The sequence below is a fragment of the Clostridioides sp. ES-S-0049-02 genome, from assembly GCF_020658465.1.
Classification (GTDB): domain Bacteria; phylum Bacillota; class Clostridia; order Peptostreptococcales; family Peptostreptococcaceae; genus Clostridioides.
In genome coordinates this window covers 1,224,462-1,244,025 of record NZ_JACVWG010000001.1, presented here as the reverse complement: position 1 = coordinate 1,244,025, position 19,564 = coordinate 1,224,462, and the positions used below count along the sequence as shown (strand labels likewise).

26 protein-coding genes and 1 riboswitch are annotated in these 19,564 nt (G+C 26.6%); of the genes, 15 read left to right on the top strand and 11 right to left on the bottom strand.

Annotated elements, in window-relative coordinates; translation table 11 throughout:
• The first annotated feature begins 125 nt into the window (after nt 1–125).
• Complete coding sequence (locus IC213_RS05655) at nt 126–566, top strand: hypothetical protein (protein WP_227823808.1); 441 nt, start codon at nt 126–128, stop codon at nt 564–566.
• 149 nt (nt 567–715) lie between these two features.
• Here IC213_RS05655 and IC213_RS05650 read toward each other — a convergent pair whose 3' ends face one another.
• Nucleotides 716–1,336, bottom strand: a complete 621-nt coding sequence (locus IC213_RS05650) for a flavodoxin family protein (RefSeq protein ID WP_227483251.1) — start codon at nt 1,334–1,336, stop codon at nt 716–718.
• Between the two features lie 371 nt (nt 1,337–1,707).
• Here IC213_RS05650 and IC213_RS05645 point away from each other — a divergent pair, with 371 nt between their 5' ends.
• Nucleotides 1,708–2,040 (top strand): winged helix-turn-helix transcriptional regulator, encoded by a 333-nt coding sequence (locus IC213_RS05645; protein WP_227433162.1) that lies wholly within the window; start codon nt 1,708–1,710, stop codon nt 2,038–2,040.
• 133 nt (nt 2,041–2,173) lie between these two features.
• Here the strand turns inward: IC213_RS05645 and pcp are convergent, their stop codons facing one another.
• The 7 genes from pcp to IC213_RS05610 all read right to left on the bottom strand — a co-directional run bounded on the left by pcp (nt 2,174) and on the right by IC213_RS05610 (nt 6,970).
• Nucleotides 2,174–2,815: a pyroglutamyl-peptidase I gene (gene pcp / locus IC213_RS05640; RefSeq protein WP_227433163.1), complete on the bottom strand. Its 642-nt coding sequence runs from the start codon at nt 2,813–2,815 to the stop codon at nt 2,174–2,176.
• 20 nt (nt 2,816–2,835) lie between these two features.
• On the bottom strand, nt 2,836–3,768 hold the full coding sequence (locus tag IC213_RS05635) for a DUF979 domain-containing protein (RefSeq protein ID WP_227433164.1): 933 nt from the start codon (nt 3,766–3,768) through the stop codon (nt 2,836–2,838).
• Nucleotides 3,769–3,789: 21 nt separating this feature from the next.
• A complete protein-coding gene (locus IC213_RS05630) occupies nt 3,790–4,455 on the bottom strand; it encodes a DUF969 domain-containing protein (RefSeq protein WP_227433165.1) in 666 nt (221 codons plus the stop codon).
• A 191-nt stretch (nt 4,456–4,646) separates the two neighbouring features.
• Entirely contained in the window at nt 4,647–5,246 is a 600-nt protein-coding gene (locus IC213_RS05625; protein ID WP_227823809.1) for a GNAT family N-acetyltransferase, read from the bottom strand.
• A gap of 226 nt (nt 5,247–5,472) precedes the next feature.
• The gene (locus tag IC213_RS05620) at nt 5,473–5,949 is read right to left on the bottom strand and encodes a flavodoxin domain-containing protein (RefSeq protein WP_227433167.1); all 477 of its coding nucleotides are present in this window, start codon (nt 5,947–5,949) and stop codon (nt 5,473–5,475) included.
• Nucleotides 5,950–5,952: 3 nt separating this feature from the next.
• Nucleotides 5,953–6,366: an FMN-binding protein gene (locus tag IC213_RS05615; protein ID WP_227433168.1), complete on the bottom strand. Its 414-nt coding sequence runs from the start codon at nt 6,364–6,366 to the stop codon at nt 5,953–5,955.
• Entirely contained in the window at nt 6,341–6,970 is a 630-nt protein-coding gene (locus tag IC213_RS05610) for a TetR/AcrR family transcriptional regulator (protein WP_227823810.1), read from the bottom strand. Before IC213_RS05610 ends, IC213_RS05615 begins: the two co-directional genes overlap by 26 nt.
• 1,055 nt (nt 6,971–8,025) lie before the next feature.
• Here IC213_RS05610 and IC213_RS05605 point away from each other — a divergent pair.
• Nucleotides 8,026–8,853: an N-acetylmuramoyl-L-alanine amidase gene (locus IC213_RS05605; protein WP_227433170.1), complete on the top strand. Its 828-nt coding sequence runs from the start codon at nt 8,026–8,028 to the stop codon at nt 8,851–8,853.
• An 81-nt stretch (nt 8,854–8,934) separates the two neighbouring features.
• On the opposite strand, the gene IC213_RS05600 is transcribed toward IC213_RS05605, so the two are convergent.
• The 3 genes from IC213_RS05600 to IC213_RS05590 form a co-directional block, all read right to left on the bottom strand.
• Nucleotides 8,935–9,117 carry a hypothetical protein gene (locus IC213_RS05600; RefSeq protein WP_227433171.1) on the bottom strand — a complete coding sequence of 61 codons (183 nt, stop codon included), beginning with the start codon at nt 9,115–9,117 and terminating at the stop codon, nt 8,935–8,937.
• 328 nt (nt 9,118–9,445) lie between these two features.
• Nucleotides 9,446–9,646, bottom strand: a complete 201-nt coding sequence (locus IC213_RS05595; protein ID WP_227433172.1) for a helix-turn-helix transcriptional regulator — start codon at nt 9,644–9,646, stop codon at nt 9,446–9,448.
• Nucleotides 9,647–9,648: 2 nt separating this feature from the next.
• Nucleotides 9,649–10,005 (bottom strand): DUF3796 domain-containing protein, encoded by a 357-nt coding sequence (locus tag IC213_RS05590; protein ID WP_227433173.1) that lies wholly within the window; start codon nt 10,003–10,005, stop codon nt 9,649–9,651.
• Nucleotides 10,006–10,365: 360 nt separating this feature from the next.
• A riboswitch (PreQ1 riboswitch) is annotated at nt 10,366–10,409 on the top strand.
• A gap of 101 nt (nt 10,410–10,510) precedes the next feature.
• On the opposite strand from IC213_RS05590, the gene IC213_RS05585 reads away from it, so the two are divergent.
• The 12 genes from IC213_RS05585 to IC213_RS05530 all read left to right on the top strand — a co-directional run bounded on the left by IC213_RS05585 (nt 10,511) and on the right by IC213_RS05530 (nt 19,451).
• Nucleotides 10,511–11,479 carry a nucleoside hydrolase gene (locus tag IC213_RS05585; RefSeq protein ID WP_227433174.1) on the top strand — a complete coding sequence of 323 codons (969 nt, stop codon included), beginning with the start codon at nt 10,511–10,513 and terminating at the stop codon, nt 11,477–11,479.
• A gap of 1 nt (nt 11,480) precedes the next feature.
• Nucleotides 11,481–12,044: an ECF transporter S component gene (locus IC213_RS05580; RefSeq protein WP_227433175.1), complete on the top strand. Its 564-nt coding sequence runs from the start codon at nt 11,481–11,483 to the stop codon at nt 12,042–12,044.
• Between the two features lie 8 nt (nt 12,045–12,052).
• Nucleotides 12,053–12,742 carry a radical SAM protein gene (locus IC213_RS05575; protein ID WP_227433176.1) on the top strand — a complete coding sequence of 230 codons (690 nt, stop codon included), beginning with the start codon at nt 12,053–12,055 and terminating at the stop codon, nt 12,740–12,742.
• Nucleotides 12,743–12,904: 162 nt separating this feature from the next.
• Nucleotides 12,905–13,633: a DNA alkylation repair protein gene (locus IC213_RS05570; protein WP_227823811.1), complete on the top strand. Its 729-nt coding sequence runs from the start codon at nt 12,905–12,907 to the stop codon at nt 13,631–13,633.
• A 13-nt stretch (nt 13,634–13,646) separates the two neighbouring features.
• A complete protein-coding gene (locus IC213_RS05565; protein ID WP_227433178.1) occupies nt 13,647–14,285 on the top strand; it encodes a DNA-binding protein in 639 nt (212 codons plus the stop codon).
• 25 nt (nt 14,286–14,310) lie between these two features.
• Nucleotides 14,311–15,150 carry a hypothetical protein gene (locus IC213_RS05560; RefSeq protein WP_227433179.1) on the top strand — a complete coding sequence of 280 codons (840 nt, stop codon included), beginning with the start codon at nt 14,311–14,313 and terminating at the stop codon, nt 15,148–15,150.
• A gap of 15 nt (nt 15,151–15,165) precedes the next feature.
• Nucleotides 15,166–15,837, top strand: a complete 672-nt coding sequence (locus IC213_RS05555) for a response regulator transcription factor (RefSeq protein WP_227433180.1) — start codon at nt 15,166–15,168, stop codon at nt 15,835–15,837.
• Nucleotides 15,827–17,059: a sensor histidine kinase gene (locus IC213_RS05550; RefSeq protein WP_227823812.1), complete on the top strand. Its 1,233-nt coding sequence runs from the start codon at nt 15,827–15,829 to the stop codon at nt 17,057–17,059. The genes IC213_RS05555 and IC213_RS05550 overlap by 11 nt, the downstream gene beginning before the upstream one ends.
• Nucleotides 17,060–17,208: 149 nt before the next feature.
• A complete protein-coding gene (gene trxA, locus IC213_RS05545) occupies nt 17,209–17,526 on the top strand; it encodes a thioredoxin (protein WP_227433182.1) in 318 nt (105 codons plus the stop codon).
• A 15-nt stretch (nt 17,527–17,541) separates the two neighbouring features.
• Nucleotides 17,542–18,420, top strand: coding sequence for an NAD(P)/FAD-dependent oxidoreductase (locus IC213_RS05540; RefSeq protein ID WP_227433183.1), 879 nt, complete (start codon nt 17,542–17,544; stop codon nt 18,418–18,420).
• Between the two features lie 288 nt (nt 18,421–18,708).
• Nucleotides 18,709–19,077, top strand: coding sequence for an ArsR/SmtB family transcription factor (locus IC213_RS05535; RefSeq protein WP_227433184.1), 369 nt, complete (start codon nt 18,709–18,711; stop codon nt 19,075–19,077).
• Between the two features lie 2 nt (nt 19,078–19,079).
• The gene (locus tag IC213_RS05530; RefSeq protein ID WP_227433185.1) at nt 19,080–19,451 is read left to right on the top strand and encodes a NifB/NifX family molybdenum-iron cluster-binding protein; all 372 of its coding nucleotides are present in this window, start codon (nt 19,080–19,082) and stop codon (nt 19,449–19,451) included.
• The last annotated feature ends 113 nt before the right edge of the window (nt 19,452–19,564 follow it).

Genomic DNA, 19,564 nt, shown 5'->3' with positions numbered 1-19,564 from the left:
TAACTTTCTATATTTCATACAAATGTCTATGGTCAATATATTCTACTTATTAATGACTGGCATGTTAAATAATTATGGAGTTGCTGTCTCAGCAGTATCTGGAATTGGATTGAAGATAAATACTTTTGCAGGGATGCTATGTTGGGCAGTTGGTCAAGCTGTCATTATTAAGCTTGGTTGTAACATTTATTTCCATTGTTTTTGTACAAATATTTGCAGAATCAATAGTTGTATTTTGGGGGTCTAAAAATCAAGAAGTTATTAGAGAGGGAATTGTGTATCTTAGAATTTATTGTTTAATTAACAGTTTGATTTATGCAGTAATGCATATTTATGATTCATTTGTAACTGGTATAGGTTTTACTAGTCTAGCTATGTTTAATGCATTATTAGATTCTGTAGTTATTAGACTATCCCTTAGTTATACACTAGGAACTATTTTAGAATATGGATTTATAGGCGTTTATTTTGCTCAATCTTTATCACCAATACTCCCAGCTATTATTGGGTTAATCTATTTTTATAAAAGAAAATGGAAGGGTATAACTGAGCATGTCAGAAATTAATCGTTTTAAACAGATTAAATAATAAAATAGTGGTTTCGATATAAATAGAATCAAAACCACTATTTAGGTATTATACTGCTTTCTATGCGCTATTCCATTTATTAAGTATCACTTTAATTTTAAATTAACAATTAATAAAACCAAATTATTTATTGTATAAAATTAGTCATAATTTTTTCTTCATATTGAGGGTCTTTGACTCCTGTTTTTTGCCCAGCTGAAATACACTTAAGAAGCCATGCCATGTTTTCACCTAAAGTTCTCATAGTTTGTAATCCCTCTTTATCTTTCATAACATCCTCTGGGGTAAAACCATGAACCTGATTCCAGTACTGTGATGATACAATAGGCATATTACTGATTGAGAAATATTTATTTAGTTGGTCAAATGTTGCAGTTGCTCCACCACGTCGACATGATACAACTGATGCACCAAGTTTCTTTGCCATTTTACTTCCAGCTGAAAAAAATAAGCGGTCAAGAAATGAAGTTAGTTGTCCACTTGCACCAGAATAATATACAGGTGAGCCAACAATAATACCATCAATATTATCTAGTTCTTTCGCTAACTCATTGACCTTATCATTCCAAGTACATTTGCCAGTTTGAAAGCATGATGAGCAAGCAATACAACCTGGTATTGGTTTTTTACCTAAATATAATATTTCGGTTTCAATGTCATGCTTATTTAATGTTTTAGCAACTTCATTTAATGCTGTATAAGTACACCCGTATTGGTTTGGGCTACCATTTATTAATAAAACTTTCATTAGAAATTCCTCCAGTAAAATTTATTTAATCGATATTCAAGGGTCTTTGCTTTTTCTAAAATAGGTTTTCTATGAATCTATAAGTACAGGTATATTCCATTTGTTCTTAGATTTACATTTAAAACACCTCCTATTACTAAATTTATCAGTGATATGAAACTACATTATGTTAGAAGTTTTTTATAACTTGAATTAAAGAGTAAATAAATTAAAATTTGACAATATGCTAAAGTACTAGCATTAAGTAGAATTTATATGTATTATAGCAAATTGACTTTTAATTGTTCTTACACTATAATTTTATTATAAATTAGCTAAAAGACAAGTACGCACATTTTTGTTCAATACTAACCTAAAGGAGAGTGTAGCACATGGATATGGATTGTATCTCACAAGCAGATTTAAGTGAAACAGGGTTTAGTTATACACTTTCACTGATTAATGGAAAATACAAGATGGTAATTCTCTATTGCCTTGCTGAATTTAAAGTTGTTAGATATAATGAACTAAAACGTTATATAAAGACTATTTCTTATAAGACTCTGAGTTTATCTTTAAAGGAATTAGAAGCAGATGATTTGATTATTCGTACTGAATATCCTCAAATACCACCTAAAGTAGAATACAGTTTATCAAAGAGAGGGAAGTCTTTGATTAAGATTTTAGATGCAATGTGTGAGTGGGGAGAACAGAATAGAATTTAATTTTACATTTGAAGATTGTACATATTGTAAAAGACTGTAGGTAAATTTGAATTTAAACAAATATACTTACAGTCTATATTTAAAAAAATGTCTATTTTCATTTATAATTTAAAAAATTTATTTTAGATATTTTTTATGAAATTTCACCACCAATTTCTTTTATATCATCTTTGTAGATTACACAAGCTTCTATGGCTAATTCCAAACCTTTAACTATTTCTTCTAAAGACATAAATGGTGTATTCTTTTTATCTATTATTTGAGAAGTCATGTATGGTATGTGTATGAAGCCTCCTTTTATATTAGGATATTTTTTATCTATCATGTAAAGAATTCCATACATTACATGATTGCAAACAAATGTACCTGCAGTATTTGAAACACTAGCTGGAATTTTATTTTCATTCATATGTTTTACCATAGCTTTTACAGGTAATTTTGAAAAATATGCAGGTTGACCATCTTCTTTTATAACCGTGTCTATAACCTGATTTCCTTCATTATCTTTTATTCTAAAATCATCTACATTTATAGCAACTCTCTCAGGTGTAATATCAAATCTACCTCCTGCTTGTCCGACTGATATTACTATATCAGGGTTGTGTTTTTGAATAGCTTTATCTATTGCTTCAACAGATTTTGTCATAACTGTTGGTATAGTTATTTTTATAATTTCTGAGCCATTTATATTATCTTTGACCCTTTCGACAGCTTCTTGAGCGGGATTAATTGGTTCTCCACCAAATGGGTCAAACCCTGTTAATAAAACTTTCATTATTTTACCTCCTATTTATATCAAAATCCTAAAAAATACATTACTAATATGTGTGCTACAATTAATATTAAAGCAACTGGTGCTTGATACTTTATAACAACATAATCATTTTTACATTCAAGTAAAGCTGCTGGAACTATATTAAAATTAGCTGCCATTGGAGTAAGTAGAGTTCCACAATATCCTGCTGTTAATGCTAATGCTCCAATTATAGCAGGATTTCCACCTTGAGACAATACAAAAGGAATTCCAATTCCTGCCGTTATGACTGAAAATGCAGCAAATGCATTTCCCATTATCATAGTAAATATAACCATACCCAATACATAAGCTATAACGCCAAATAATCTATTGTCAGTAGGAACTACTCCTGATATCATACCTGAGATAACTTCGCCAACTCCAGCTTGAGTAAACAAAGCACCTAATGCAACCAAAAGTTGTGGTAGCATGCTAGCTGGTCCCATTTGTTGCAATAATCTTGAACCATCATGAACTGAGGTAGATGATTTTGATTTGGTTATTATAAGAGCAGATATTAGTGCAATTATTGAACCTACACCTATTGCAAACTGTGAAGAATTATCGAAATTAGAAAGACTCATAGCTACAATTACTGCTGCAAAAGCTAATATTAATGATGGTATGAATATTTTATTTTTAAGTTTGTCTGCCTGTTCTTTCCCAAAATTTTCATTTGGCTCTTCGTATTTTGCAAATATGACTTGTTTAGTAAGTGTTAATAAACTAGATAATATTAGTATGATTCCTATTATATTAGCTGGAATTAATCTTCCAAATATAAATGGTAGTGATATTAGTATCCAAAATAATGATGTACCGTATTTTTTATTATTGTCTATTGTAGTAAAAGACCTGTATGCTATGACAATCATTAAAAGCCCCATTAATGCATAAAAAATTTCTAATGATATGTTTATAAAATTTTGCACTTTTATACCTCCTAAATAAATCTATCTCTTATGACTTTTATTTAATTTTTTATCATATAGAGTAAATTGGATTGTGGCAGCTATAAATGCTATTACGGCCATAATGATATTAGCTTTTACAATCTCAATTCCAGTTACATTATATCCAAATTGAGTAAGAGTAGATGCTATAAGTAAAACTCCACTGCTACCTGCAAATAAGTTTTGACCATAGAAGTTACCATAGTTTTCTGATGCAGCAGATAATGCTTTTATAGCTTCTTCGTCTGATTCTTTTAATTCATCACTATTGCTTAATCCAGCAGCTTGTGCCATGGGGTTAACAAGTGGTCTTACAAATTGAGGATGTCCACTCATTCTTATTGATAAGGCTCCAGCTATTTGTCTAGCAAACATATATATACTCAGTACTTTTCCTGTTGTGAGTCTTTGTAATTTTTCTATTAGAGAAACTGCTCTTTGTTTTAATCCATATCTTTCTAAAACACCAATTACAGGTAATGTTAGTATAAACAATGACACACCTCTATTTGAGACAAAAGAATCTCCTAGAGTTGTAAAGATTTGGTTAAAATCTAATCCTGCTACAAGTCCTGTTGCTATTCCTGCTAATAATACAGTAAATAATGTATCAATTTTAAGTATAAATCCAATCACAACTATTAATATACCAATCAGTTTTATCATCAATTATTCTCCTTCCATTTTTTCTATTTTGATTTAATTTTACTAAATAAATAAATTTAAACTCTTTTTATAGTATTTACGTTAATATGACTATTATTATAAAATTTAATAAAAAATAAGAAAGTAACTTTAAAATACTTATTTTAAAGTTACTTTCTTATTTTTATTTTGGTTTATTTAAAGTTTTTATTTTAAAGTAATTTGACAAGAAGACTGCTTTTTTTTAAAATAGTGTCGATTTCTTTCGTATCAATTTGTTTGATTGTTTTTATGTAGTCTGGTTTTATAGGATGAGTACCTATGTATTTTTCAAATAACATAACATCATGCCAACTACCAAACTTATATCCTGTATTATGATAAATTCCACATAGTTTGAAACCAAAGTGTTGGTGAAGTCTTTCGCTTTTAATATTAGGCGATGCAATGCTAACATATAAGTTTTGAATATTTTGTAATTTTAATATATCTATTATTGAATTATAAAGAGCTATGCCTATTTTACAACTTACAAACCTTTCATCAATATAAATTGATAATCCAGCATTCCATTGATAAGCAGTTCTTTCATTATGTTCATGAGCATAAGTATATCCAACAATTTTTTCATCAATTAAACATACTAGATATGGATATTTTGAACAAATTGTTTTTATTCTATTTTTAAAATCACTAATATTTGGTATATCATATTCAAAAGTAATTGCTGTATTAGTGATATATGGTGTATATATTTTTAATATTTCTTCAGCATCTGTTTCCTTTGCTAGTCTGATTTTAACTTTTCCCATAAGTATCATCTCCAATGTAGTAAATATAATAGTTTTTGTTTTATAATGTTCAAGTTTAAATGTGAAAACATATTGTATACTTTATTATATTTTATATCAAAAGTTATATAAGGGAAAGTTATGTAACTTTTGATATAAAAATATATGGTAAAACATTCCATGACTTTTGAGCTCTTTGCCATAAAGTAGGGGTAGATGGGGTTGTTAACGAAGAGTATAGCTTATTTTAGTCATTAAAATTTCTTAAAAAATTATCTATATTATCCTGTGATATTTTCAAACCATTGTAATCATTTTTTGTAACTGACTTCATAATCAATTTATCAAAAAATTTCATTTTCTCTAATCTAGCTTCACCACCAAATACACTTATTGATTTTGCACTCTTTAATAATGATGATGGGAAATTACTTGATAGATATTTATCCGTCTGTTCAGAGAATGCGCAACAAAGAAAAATTCCAACTTTCTTTTGGTTTAATGACTCTATATTATCATTACAGAATGTACGAATTTCTTTTGAAACTGAACCCACATATATTGAACTTCCAATAATAACTGTATCAAATTTTGATAATTCAATTTTACTGTTTTTATCCTTAATATCAACAATAGTCACATTATTTGATAGTTTACTTTTTAATATATTTGCACAGTCTGTTGTACAACCATATTTACTTGAATATACAATAATAGTATCCATATTTTACTCTCCTTTTTGTAAAGCATTTTCTATAGCTTTTCGTATAGTATCACTGCTGTAAGTTGCAGAAGTTATAGCATCCACTTCTAAAGATTGTTGCTTAATAATATTATTTACAATCTTTTCAGCTGGTTTACCTAAAAGAGTGTCATGTTTCAATATATGAATATCTTTTATTACTCCATTGTTAACTTTGACAGATACAGTAGCTTTTACTAGACCATTATCAGCATTTCCAAGATAAGTACCATTTTTTATTTTAGTAGGATTTATATTTTGTACTACTAATTTTTCTGGTTTCAAATTAACTACAGCTACAATAATAATACATATAAATATAAAAAATAAAACTATTAATACTTTTAGAATTCTTAAAAATTTATTTTTCTTATTAAGATTTTTGATGTGAATGCTCATTGTAAATTCCTCCAAGTAAAATATCCACGAAATTGTCTATAAATTGTGGGAAGTTATGTAAAGAATACAAGTGATTTTCAACAGCACATAAAACAAAGCCTAATAATGCACTTATAAGCATCCAAGAAGCATTATCTATGTTTGGTTTAAATATTTTTTGCTTAATTCCAATAGCAAGAAGTTTATCAAACATCTCTATACCATTATTAGCAGGAGTACTAGCAGTATTTTGAGATGCAAATATAATATTCATTCCACTATACATTATGGCTTTTGTCATTTCTGGATTGCTAGAAAGAATTTTGATAAAAGTAAGCATAATTTCTCTGATTTGTTTATCTACTGAAAATGAGGAGTACTTATCCATAACAGTAATAGAATCATTTTCTATTTTATTATAAAGTTCATTAGCCATATCATTAATAATCTGTGCCTTATCTTTGTAGTAAAGATAAATAGTAGTTGGAGAATATTCTATTTTTGTAGCAATTTTTCTAATTGATAAATTTTCATATCCTTCTTGATTGATAATTTCAATGGCAGCATCTATAATTTTTTTCTTCATTTCTATTTTTTCCTTTTTACGTCTTTCTTTGACACTCATATAATCACCTCTTTAACTTAACAGTGTTAATTTAATTTACAATGTTATTGTATGTTTTATTTTTAAGTTTGTCAACAATCTAGATTTCTATACTTTCTATATTGGTACAGTACTTACACATTTTAATTAAATTACTATTAAATCAAATTAATTTGGTTTTGCAAAATAATTTAGGATACTAAAATTGATTAGAATCTTCTTATGTGATATTAAGAAGATACATTGGATTTATTATGTGCTGATTTGGATAATATTAAGATAAAAAAGATAGTATTTATCTAATGATTGATTCTTATATAAAATTGAAAAATGAAGGTTTATTACATGGTATCTGAATATTTCACATAATTATAAAAAACAAAAAAGAGTGCCATAGCACTCCTATTGTGAGAAATATATATGAAATTCATTTTTGCATTAATGCAAAATGTACATATAACAAAGTTTATTTTTTATATTTACTTTATATAATAGCATATTAGTATTAACTAAATATTTATCATAATTAGTAAAAAGAAAAGGGAGTGATTTTACACTCCAGTTGTCAAAAATCTAAAACTGTCATCGCAATATTCTCATTATAACATAATTTATGAGAATGTGTGAATATATTTAAGATTTTTAAAATATTTTTGATATAACTAAAGTTATACTAAAAAATGTAATCATTAGATATTAACATAAAAAAATTAAAACAGAGTATTTATAAAATATATAAATGATAAAAAAGTGTTATAGTTAAAAAAAGTATTATCAATTAATAATTTTACGAATTTTTAAATAAAAATAGACAATAGAGATTATATAGTAGAATCACATAAAAGTTTATCAAATCAGATGAAAATAAATGAAAATAAAAATGTTTTTGTCTAGTTATGCGTTTTAGATTACCACTTATGTATTATATATTGAATATTAAGAATATTTGTGATATTTTTATAAAAAATAAAATGATAATTATTTTTTTTATGAAGATGAATGATTTATATAAATTTAGATTTTCATTATTATGGGACATATACATGGATAAAATTTAATTAAAGGAGTAAAATGTTATGAAAATATGTATTACAGTAGGACACAGTATTCTAAAAAATGGTGCATGTACTTCTGCTGATGGATTAGTTAATGAATATCAGTATAACAAATTATTGGCACCAATATTAGCAGATATATTTAGGAAAAAAGGGCATACAGTAAGCGTAATAATATGCCCTGAAAAACAGTTTAGTTCTAAAAATGAGGAAAAGTCTTATAAAATACCTAAAGTTAATAATGGAGAATATGATTTACTTATAGAGTTACATTTAAATGCAAGTGATGGTCAAGGAAAAGGCTCAGAAGTGTTATATTATAGTAATAAAGGTTTAGAATATGCAACTAGAATATGTAATAAATTAGGTATGGTATTTAAAAATAGAGGAGCCAAATTAGATAAAGGATTGTATATTCTAAATAGTTCAAAACCTACTGCTATATTAATAGAAAGTTTTTTTTGTGACAATAAAGAGGATTATGAGAAAGCAGAAAAACTTGGATATGAGGGTGTGGCTAAGTTAATCGTAGAAGGCGTATTAAATAATAATATAAATGGTGGAGATATCAAGCAGATTAAACATACAATAGTTTATAGTGGAGATGATAGAGTTTCAGCAGAAATAATAGGGTTATATTATAAAAGAAAAGATGAAAGCTGTTTAGTAACAGATATAAAAGATTATAAGCCATATAAAACAGAAAATTTGTATGTTATTGGCGGAGGTGCTTGTAGCAAGATGGAAGAAATGAGTAAGAGCACAGGAGAAAAATTTACACAAATATATGATAGTGATGTGTGGTCAACAATGGATAAAGTAAGAGCATTTATAAAAGAAAAAGCGTAATTTAAAATCTTTATTAAATTAAATATTTAGATAAGAAGAATTTATATAAAATTCTTCTTATTCTTTTTGATGAATTAAATTTTATGCCAAACCACATTCACATAATAAAATCATAATTCTATGAAGACAAGACTCTACAATATCTTCTCCATATCTTTTAATAAAATCATCAATCTGAGTTTCTATAAATGAATAGTATTCTTTTAAACTAACAATGTATGCAGTCATTATATGAACACATTCATCAATTTTGTCTTTAAACACAATACATCCCCCTAAAAAATAAAAATATTCAGTAAATAAAATAAATTATTTTATTTGAAAATATATATGTATAATACTTCGCTTTAATATATTTTACAAGTGTATATGCAAAACTGGATATTACAACTGTAAAACTGGTTGAATTATTATTCCTATCATAGTATCTAGTACTAATTTTTTAATATAAAAGCCACTAAAAAGAATATGAACAAACCAAATATATCCAAAAAAGCGTGTTGAAAGTTTTCTTTTCATATAATCACCAAATTGTATTAGTTTTAATCTATTTAAGAAAAGTATAGCAAAAATTTTAAGAAGAGAATAGTTACTAATCCTTTATATATTCAAAAACTTCTTCTATACTTACATTGAATACGTTAGCAATGTCAAATGCTAATTTTAATGAAGGGTTATATTTTCCATTTTCAAGATTTCCTATAGTTTCTCTTCTTACTCCTACTAATGATGCCAGTTCATCTTGTTTCATATTATATTTTGCTCTATATTCTTTAGTTCTTGAACGAATCATCATTACTCTAGTCCTTTTCCTTCTTTATACTGTAAGTATGCAAAAACTGCAACAAAGCTAATCATTGATATAGAAAAACTTATTCCTAGACCATTTTCAATAGTAGAAATATTATCTGAGATGATGGATAAAACCATAGCTACTGATAGCGATGAAAGTGTAAAGAAAAATGCTGGCACAGCTGCTTTTCTCAGGTTTTCTCTAAATAATTCATCTGGCATAATATTAAAGTATCTAAAAAAAACAAAGAATGCACAAAAACTAATAGTTCGTATTTCACCAGCATATATTCCAGCTAGTCCTAAAAAACCTAAGAAACCTAAAAATCCTAGTTTATTTAATTCCCTAAAACTTTTCATTATTAACAACTCCTTTAGTAAATGTTATATATTTTTAACTTCTTGTTAAAAATATATAACATTTGATGCTTATTTGCAACATAAAAATTAAATTTAGTATAAATTTTATATGTAAATTTAATTAAAGGTATTAATTGTAATATTTATAATATTGTTGTATAATAATAATCGGTTTAAACGTGCCACATTTTATTAAAGTTTGTTTATTATTTAAGCATGCTTTAATGAGACACATAAAAATATAATAAATTCTTTTAAACTACAAACAGTGTTTTTGTAGTTAGTAAATCAGGTGTTTGAAAGGTTTTAGTTGATTGACAGGTTATAATAAATGACTTAAAATCATAACTAAACTTAACATCTGTACTTGTTCGAGAACTCCAAGTATAAAAAACTAAGGAATTATATAGTGGCAGTATATAATTAATACCCTTAGACACACCTTTTTGAAAGTGGAAAAAAGATGTGTAGTTCTCCTCGACCACAAATCAAGGAGGATAGTAATATGGAAAAAAGAAAAGTAATAATTGATTGTGACCCAGGAATTGATGATTCTTTGGCAATCCTTTTGGCTTTAAACTCACCAGAGCTAGAAGTAATTGGAATTACCACATGTTGTGGTAACGTACCAGCAAATGTAGGTGCAGAAAATGCACTAAAAACACTTCAAATGTGTTCTTCACTAAATATTCCAGTATATATAGGAGAAGAAGCACCACTAAAAAGAACACTTGTAACAGCTCAAGATACACATGGAGAAGATGGTATAGGAGAAAATTTTTATCAAAAAGTGACAGAAGTTAAAGCAAAAAATGGAGCAGTAGATTTTATAATAAATACTTTACATAATCGTGAAAAAGTATCTATAATAGCACTTGCACCACTTACAAACATAGCTAAAGCACTTATGAAAGATAAAAAAGCCTTTGAAAATCTTGATGAATTTGTATCTATGGGAGGAGCTTTTAAAATTCATGGAAATTGTTCTCCAGTAGCAGAATTTAACTATTGGGTAGACCCACATGGAGCAGATTATGTTTACAAGAATTTATCTAAAAAAATTCACATGGTAGGTTTAGATGTAACTAGAAAAATTGTACTTACTCCTAATATTATTGAGTTTATAAATAGACTTGATGAAAAAATGGCAAAATATATAACTGAAATCACTAGATTTTATATTGATTTTCATTGGGAGCAAGAAGGAATAATAGGTTGTGTAATAAATGACCCTCTAGCAGTGGCATATTTTATAGACAGAAGTATATGTAAAGGATTTGAATCATATGTAGAAATTGTGGAAGATGGAATAGCTATGGGGCAATCCATAGTAGACTCATTTAATTTCTACAAAAAACATGCTAATGCGATTATTTTAAATGAGGTTGATGAAAAGAAATTTATGTATATGTTTTTAAAAAGACTTTTTAAAGGATATGAAAACATTATAGACTCTGTGGAAGGAGTGATATAGTGTGAAAAGAAAAATATGTGTCAAAACTATTACACTTATAGCCTTTGGGATTTCTATAAATATAGTAGGTGCGTTTATAGCTATGGGGCTGAGGCTACCTATATATTTAGATTCAATAGGAACTATAATGATAGCTTCACTTTTGGGGCCTAAATATGCTGTTATTACAGGTGTGTTTGGAAGTTTAATAAGTGGAGTTACATTTGATGTATATTCTCTTTATTTTGCACCAGTTCAGATATCAACAGGATTACTTGCTGGTATTGCTTTTAAAAAGAAATTCTTAACTGGTTTAAAAACTCCATTAGGAGTATTGTTGTTTGCCATACCAACATCTATAGTAAGCTCAGTAATTTCAGCTTTTTTGTTTGGCGGGGTGACATCATCGGGTTCTTCTTATATAGTTCAAATTTTAAAAGTACTAGGGCTTGGAGATGTATTTAGTGTGTTTATAACTCAAGTGTTCACAGATTATACAGATAAATTAATTGCTGTTGTTTTGGTAAATTTGGGATTAAATGCAGTTCCAAAGACTTTAAAAGTATCATTAACTGGAGAAAGATAGGAGAGAATATGGATAGATATAGTGAGATAATAAATAAAAATCAAAGAGAAATAGTTTTACTTAAAAGCTTTCCATGTATATGGGGAAGATGTTCTTTTTGTGATTATATAGATGATAATTCTAATTTGGAAGAAGAAATGAACAAAGTAAACTTTGAAGTTTTAAAAAATATAACTGGAAAATATGGAGTTCTTGAAGTCATAAATTCTGGTAGCTGTTTTGAAATACCTAAAGATACTTTAGAGAGAATAAAGAAGATTATAAAAGAAAAAAATATAAAAAAACTATTCTTAGAAAGTCATTGGTCCTACAAAAATAGACTAAAGGAAATGAGAGATTATTTTGAAATTCCTATAATATTTAAAATTGGGGTTGAAACATTTGATTATGATTTTAGAAATAATTTTTTAAATAAGAATGCAAGATTTAAAACTCCAGAAGATGTAAAAGAATATTTTGATTCGCCTTGTATTATGGTTGGAATAAAAGGACAGACTAAAGAAATGATAGATAATGACATGGATATTATTCTAAATACTTTTGAAAAAGCAACTGTGAATGTTTTTATAAACAATTCTTCTAAAATAAAAAGAGATGAAGAGTTGGTTAAATGGTTTATTAATAAGTATGAATTTTTAAATGAAAATCCAAATATAGAAGTTTTATACAATAATACAGACTTCGGTGTGGGAGATTAGTAAGATTTTCTAAAGAGATATTATGCTGTAGTAAAGATTAATTTAATTTAAATTTTAAATTGAAAAATTTAGTACATTTTTGAAAAAGCTTCTGATATGTAGAAGCTTTTTTTTATATAATTTTATGTTACAATAAGAAAAAAGGAACTAAGGAGTAAATAAATGATGCTTAGTAGGGAAAAATGGGATAAATTGGAATATATCGAATTTTTAGAGTATATGAAATCTATGCAAGATGTTAAGTATAGAGATTTTAATAAGAAACTTATACCAGGAACAGAAAATATAATAGGTATTAGAATTCCTAATTTAAGAAAGTTGTCAAAAGAAATAAGTAAAGGCAACTGGAAAGAATTTTTAGAAGTAGCAGAAGATACTTATTATGAAGAAGTTATGTTACAGGGTATGGTGATTGGCAATATAAATAGTAATTTTGAAGAGATTTTATATTACATAAAAAAATTTGTACCTAAAATTAGTAATTGGGCAATTTGTGATGGATTTTGTTCTGGACTAAAATGTACAAATAATTATAAAGAATACATGTATGATATATTAAAAAAATATGTTTGTTCAGAAAATCCGTGGGAGATTAGATTTGCATTAGTTATGTTTTTAATATATTATGTTGATGATGAACATATTAAAGATATTTTTGAATACTGTAACAATATACAAAGTGAAGAATATTATGTTAAAATGGGTATGGCATGGCTATTGTCAATTTGTTTTGTTAAGTATGAAGAAGAAACACTTCTTTATATAAAAAATAATAATTTAGATGATTTTACTTATAATAAAATGTTACAAAAAATAGTTGAATCAAACAGAGTAGATTTAGAAAAGAAGAATATAATAAGAAGTATGAAAAGAAAGACAAGAAGATATTGACGGAGGAGTATTAATGAATAATGAGGAAAGAATTGATAAATTTTTAGAATTTCAAAGTAAAGGAATCAAATTTACAGAGATAGCTCAAAATCTAAAAATTAGTCAAAGTACTTTAAGAACTTTTTTAAATAAAAAAGGATATAAGTCAGAAAAAGGTAAATACATATTAAAAGACGAATTAAAGAATAAAGAAGATTTGGATAAAGAAAAAACTAAGGAAGATAACACTAATAATGTAAAAAAGGTAAGCACCAAAAAGAAGAAATCTAATGAAAAGGTTTTAAATAAGAGTATTGAACAAATTGAGTTTAACGACACAGATTTAAAAAATATAAAATCAAGAAAAAATATTAAACCTAAAAAAGACAGAAAAATAAATATAACTCAAGAAGATTTAGATAAGCTTTGTGAAGTGTATGATTGGTATTTAGAAGTGAAGGATTATAATATAAAACCTAAAAAAATATCTAATAAAAAAGATGTACATATAGATAATGAATCTTTAAGTGAATTAAAAACAACAAGAGTACGTATAGATAAAGAAACTTGGAGTGACTTTGAAAGATTATGTAGCAACTCAAATTTTGAAAAACACCAAATACTTACACAAGCATTGAAGGAATTTATGAAAAAGTATAAAAATCTACTATAAAATACTACTATATGAGGTGCTTAATATGAATAAAATAGTAAAAAAATTAATTTTTTTAATGATTATATTAACAATATTTATTTTTACACTGACTGCATGTAAAAGGGAAGAAGAGCAATCTGATTCAGTTGAGATTCAAGCAGAAGACAATAATGAAGTGACAATAGATAAGGACAATGCAAAAGTATTGAATATAGGAGCAACAGAGATTATAACTGTAGATGAAGGTGGAAAAATAGATACATCCACAAAGATAGAAAATAATTCAACATTTAATATATCGAATGTTGAACTAATATATAATGAATACGATGATAATAAAAAAATTACTTCATCTGATAGTAAATCTCTGCTAGATATGACTTTAATGCCTGGGAAAGTTGCTTATGTAGAATGTGGACATAAAACTTTTGCTAAAAGTGTAGAAGTCTATGCATATGAATATGAAGCAGAGGGTAAAATTGTATATGTTAATTTAAAAGAAAATACTATTGATATAAGAAACAATAAAATTAAGCTAGAAAATAGTAGTCAGTATGAAGTATTATCTACTTCAGAACTTAAAAAAGTAAATGAGTCAAAAGAGGGAATCACATATCAAATAAAAGTAAAGAATTCATCATCAAAAGACTTAGGAAATATTATCCTTAAGACGGCAGAAGTTAATGATAATGGGGAATACTTGACAGTAAGTCGTGTACCATCATACAAAGTTTTGAAGGCTTCAGAAGAAACAGATATAGATATAACATGTTCAACAAAAGCAAAGAATGTTGAAATAGTAGGATATACTTATGATGATATAAAAGAAAAAGCAAATGTAGATATTGATTTGAAATCTCATAAAGTCAAGATAGACAAGTAAAGGTAGGGGATATTTATGAAGGTTTTGATAGTTGAAGATAATAGGGTGCTTTTAGAAAGTGTAGTAGAAGAACTTAGTAATCATTTTGAAACTGAAAAATGTGAAGATGGAGAAGAAGCATTATATTTAATAAATCAAAATATATATGATTTAGTTATTTTAGATTTAATGCTTCCTAATATAAATGGAATTGATATTTTGAAGAAAATGAGAATCAATAATATAGATACACCTGTACTTATATTGACTGCTAAAGAAGCATTAGATGATAAAGTAGAAGCATTTACTATAGGAGCTAATGATTATTTAACAAAACCTTTTTATATGGAGGAACTAGTAGCAAGAGTATATGCCATATTGAGGACTAATGGAAAAATAAAAGAAAGAAATGGATTAGAATTTAAATCTTTATATCTAGATACATTAGAAAAAAGAGTGTATATTGAAGAAGAAGAAATAAAACTTCAAAATAAACAGTTTAACTTATTGGAATATTTTGTTTTAAATAAAGGTTCAATTTTATTAAAAGAACAGATTTATGATAGAATATGGGGAATTGATTCAGATGCAACTATTGAAATAGTAGAGGTATATGTAAGTAATCTGAGAAAAAAACTAAGTAAATATGGATATGATAAATATATTAAAACTAAGCGTAAGGTAGGATACATATTCGATGATAAATAAGAATGTATTTACCAGCACTAAAAACCATTTGATAAAAATGTACATTGTTGTAGTGGGTAGTTTTTTAATAATATTTTCTATATTTATATATTCATATTTTAGAGGTCTTACATATAGTGGAATTGATAGTGAAATCAATGATGAACTGGAGTATATAGTTTCTCAATTTAAGAGAACCTCATTTTTAAACCCAATAAGACTTAAAGACCCTAAAGATATGGTATATGTTTATGAGAATGACAGAATAAGTTACTATACTCAAAATGAATATTTTGATGAATTACTTCCAGACAGAAGACTAGATAAGAAAAATACATTTTTTAAATATACAGAAAATGGTTATACATTTAGAGAATTAAATGTGGATGTGGGCAGATATCAGATACAAATAATCAGAAACATTGACTCAGAGATGAATTCTTTAAAACAGTTGACATCTGTACTTATAATTGGAATACTAATTTCTGTTATAATAACATACTTTGTAGCTGTATATCTTACTCGAAAAGCATTAATTCCAATAGAGACTGCTTGGAGGAACCAAGCTAAATTTATACAAGATGCTTCACATGAGTTAAGGACTCCAATAACAATAGTTTCATCAAAATTAGAAAGTATGTTAAAATCTCCAGAAAATACAGTAAATGATGAAGTTGAAACAATAGCTACTGCAATGAAAGAAACTAGAAGACTTAAAAAGATGATAACGGATTTACTATCTCTTACTAAGGAAGATTCTATTGTTAAAGTTAACTTGGAGGAAATTGATTTAGAAAAATTACTAGAAGAAATATCAGAAGATTATGTGGATATTGCTGAGTTTCAAGAAAAAAAATTTACATTTAACTCTGAATTAAAGAATAAAATTATAATAACAGATAAAAATAAATTGAGACAACTTATATTAATTTTTATTGATAATGCTTTTAAATATACTAAACTAGGTGATGAGATAGTATTAGAATTAAAAGAAGATGTGGAAGATGAAGTAACATTACTTATAAGAGATACTGGTATAGGTATAAAAAAAGAAGAAATGCCTTTTATATTTGACAGATTTTTTAGAAGTGAAAATGTGAGAAATAAAGATTTAGAAGGTTCTGGAATAGGTCTTTCAATAGCACATATGATTAGCTTGAATTTATCTATCGAAATAGATGTAACTTCTGATATAGGTATTGGAACTACATTTGAAATATCAATACCAAAAAAATTAAAATAATAAAAATATAAAAATCTGTTTTTACAAATAAAGAATGGGTATACTAATAGTATAAAATAAAATATAAAAGAATTTATAAAAGTAAAATTATATTTATAAATTTCATAGTATAATTATAAGGATAATAAATTTTTAGGAGGATTAAAAAAATGGCAAAAATTATAAATACATCTGAATTTAGAAGTAGTGTTGAAGGTAGTAAAGGAGTAGTTGTAGTAGATTTCTTTGCAACTTGGTGTGGACCTTGTAATATGTTAGGACCTGTATTTGCAGAATTAGGCGAAGAGATGAAAGACGAAGCTAGATTTGTAAAAGTTGATATAGATGAAAGCTTAGAAATAGCTCAACAATTTAGTGTATCTACAGTACCAACTATGATTATATTTAAAGATGGAGAGCCAGTTGAAACTCTAATTGGATTTATGCCTAAGAACAAAATTGAGATGAAAGTAAAATCATATTTATAAAAATGGGTGAATATTATGAGATATGACATAGCTATAATAGGTAGTGGTCCAGCAGGATTATCTGCTGCTATAAATGCAAAAATAAGAAATAAAACAATGATTATGTTTGGCAATGATAATTTAAGCAATAAGCTTGTTAAAGCTCCTTCAATAGATAATTATTTAGGTTTTTATGATATAAGTGGAGATGAATTAAAAGACAAATTTAAATCCCATATAGATAACATGGATATTTCAATTGAAAATAAAAGAATAAATAATATTTATGCTATGGGAGAATACTTTGCAATAATGTCTGGAAATGATATGTATGAAGCTACTACTGTAATCCTTGCAACTGGTGTAGAATATACTAGACCAATAAAAGGTGAAGAAGAATTTCTAGGAAGAGGAGTAGGATATTGTGCTACATGCGATGCACCACTTTATAGAAATAAAAAAGTAGCAGTTATAGGATATAATGAAGAATCTAAAGAAGAGGCAAATTTCTTAAGTGAACTTACTTCAAAAACTTATTTTATACCTATGTATAAAAAAGAAAACCTTATGAGAAGTTCAGATAATTTAGATGATTCTATTGAGATTATACATGATAGACCAGTGCAAATAGATGGAGATAAACTTGTAAATAAGATATCTTTTAAAGAAAATCATATTGAAGTTGATGGAGTATTCGTTATAAAAGATAGTACAGCTCCAAGTACATTGATTCCTGGAATAGAAATTGATGGTATCCATATTAAGGTTGACAATAATATGAAAACTAATATAGAAGGATGTTTTGCCGCAGGAGACTGTGTAGGTAAACCCTATTCTTATATCAAAGCAGCTGGGCAAGGACAAATAGCAGCATTAAATGCTGTTTATTATCTAGATAAATTAAAAAGAGCTTAGTATAATTAGTAAGTAAATTTTTAAATATACAAATAAAAAACTGTCTTAAAATAATATAATTATTTTAGACAGTTTTTTATTTGTATATTATTATTTTACTTCAAGATACATTAGAGATGTATCTCTAGGTATGTTTATTTTGATAGATTTAAATTGACAATTGAAATATATATAGAAACAATTAGAATTATTTATAATAAGTTCCAAAATTTCAAAATAATAGTTGAAAAATCTAATTAAGAGTACTATAATTTAATTAAGTAATTACTTAATCAAAAAGAGGTCTTTATGGAAAATTTGGTTAAAATATTTAAAGCATTGAGTGATGAAACTAGACTTAACATACTTATATTAGTATCTAAAAGAAATATCTGCCAAAAAGGAATTTCTAAATATTTAGGAATTTCAGATTCTGCTGTTTCACAACATATAAAAATATTAAAAGAAGTTGGCATAATAACAGGATATAAAGAAGGATACTATGTTTTATATCATATTAACAAAGAAGTGTTTAACATATGTATGGATTTTATAAATTCTATGTTAAGTAATTCTAGTGAAAGCTTTATAGATGTATTTGATATAAATACAATACATCTAGGATGCAGTAAAGAATGTAAATCTATGAAAAAATGTTGCAAGAGAAGGGAGAAATAATAATGAAAGTATGTATACCAGTAGAAGAAAATAAAGGATTAGATAGTAAACCATATGGTCATTTTGGTTCTGCACCAATCTTTGTTGTGTGTGACTTAGAAAGTGGAGAAGTTAAATCTTTAGACAATGGAGATTTAGGTCATGAACATGGGAAATGCCAACCAATAAAAGCATTATCAGGTACAGTTGTAGATGCAGTAGTAGTTGGAGGAATAGGGCAAGGTGCCATAGTTAAATTAAATAGTATGGGAATAAAAGTTTATAGAGCTGAAGCTGATACTATCAGTGGTAATTTGGACTTACTTAAAGATGGAAAATTAGTAGAATTTCCATCAAATCATACTTGTTCACATGATGGATGTGGGCATCATTAAAAACAAGATAGCTGATGAAGCATATGCTTCATCAGCTATTTTATCATTTTAACAAATAAGATTCTTTATATTTAGTATTAAATTTTGAGGTTGTACAAAGTTTTTTTATATAA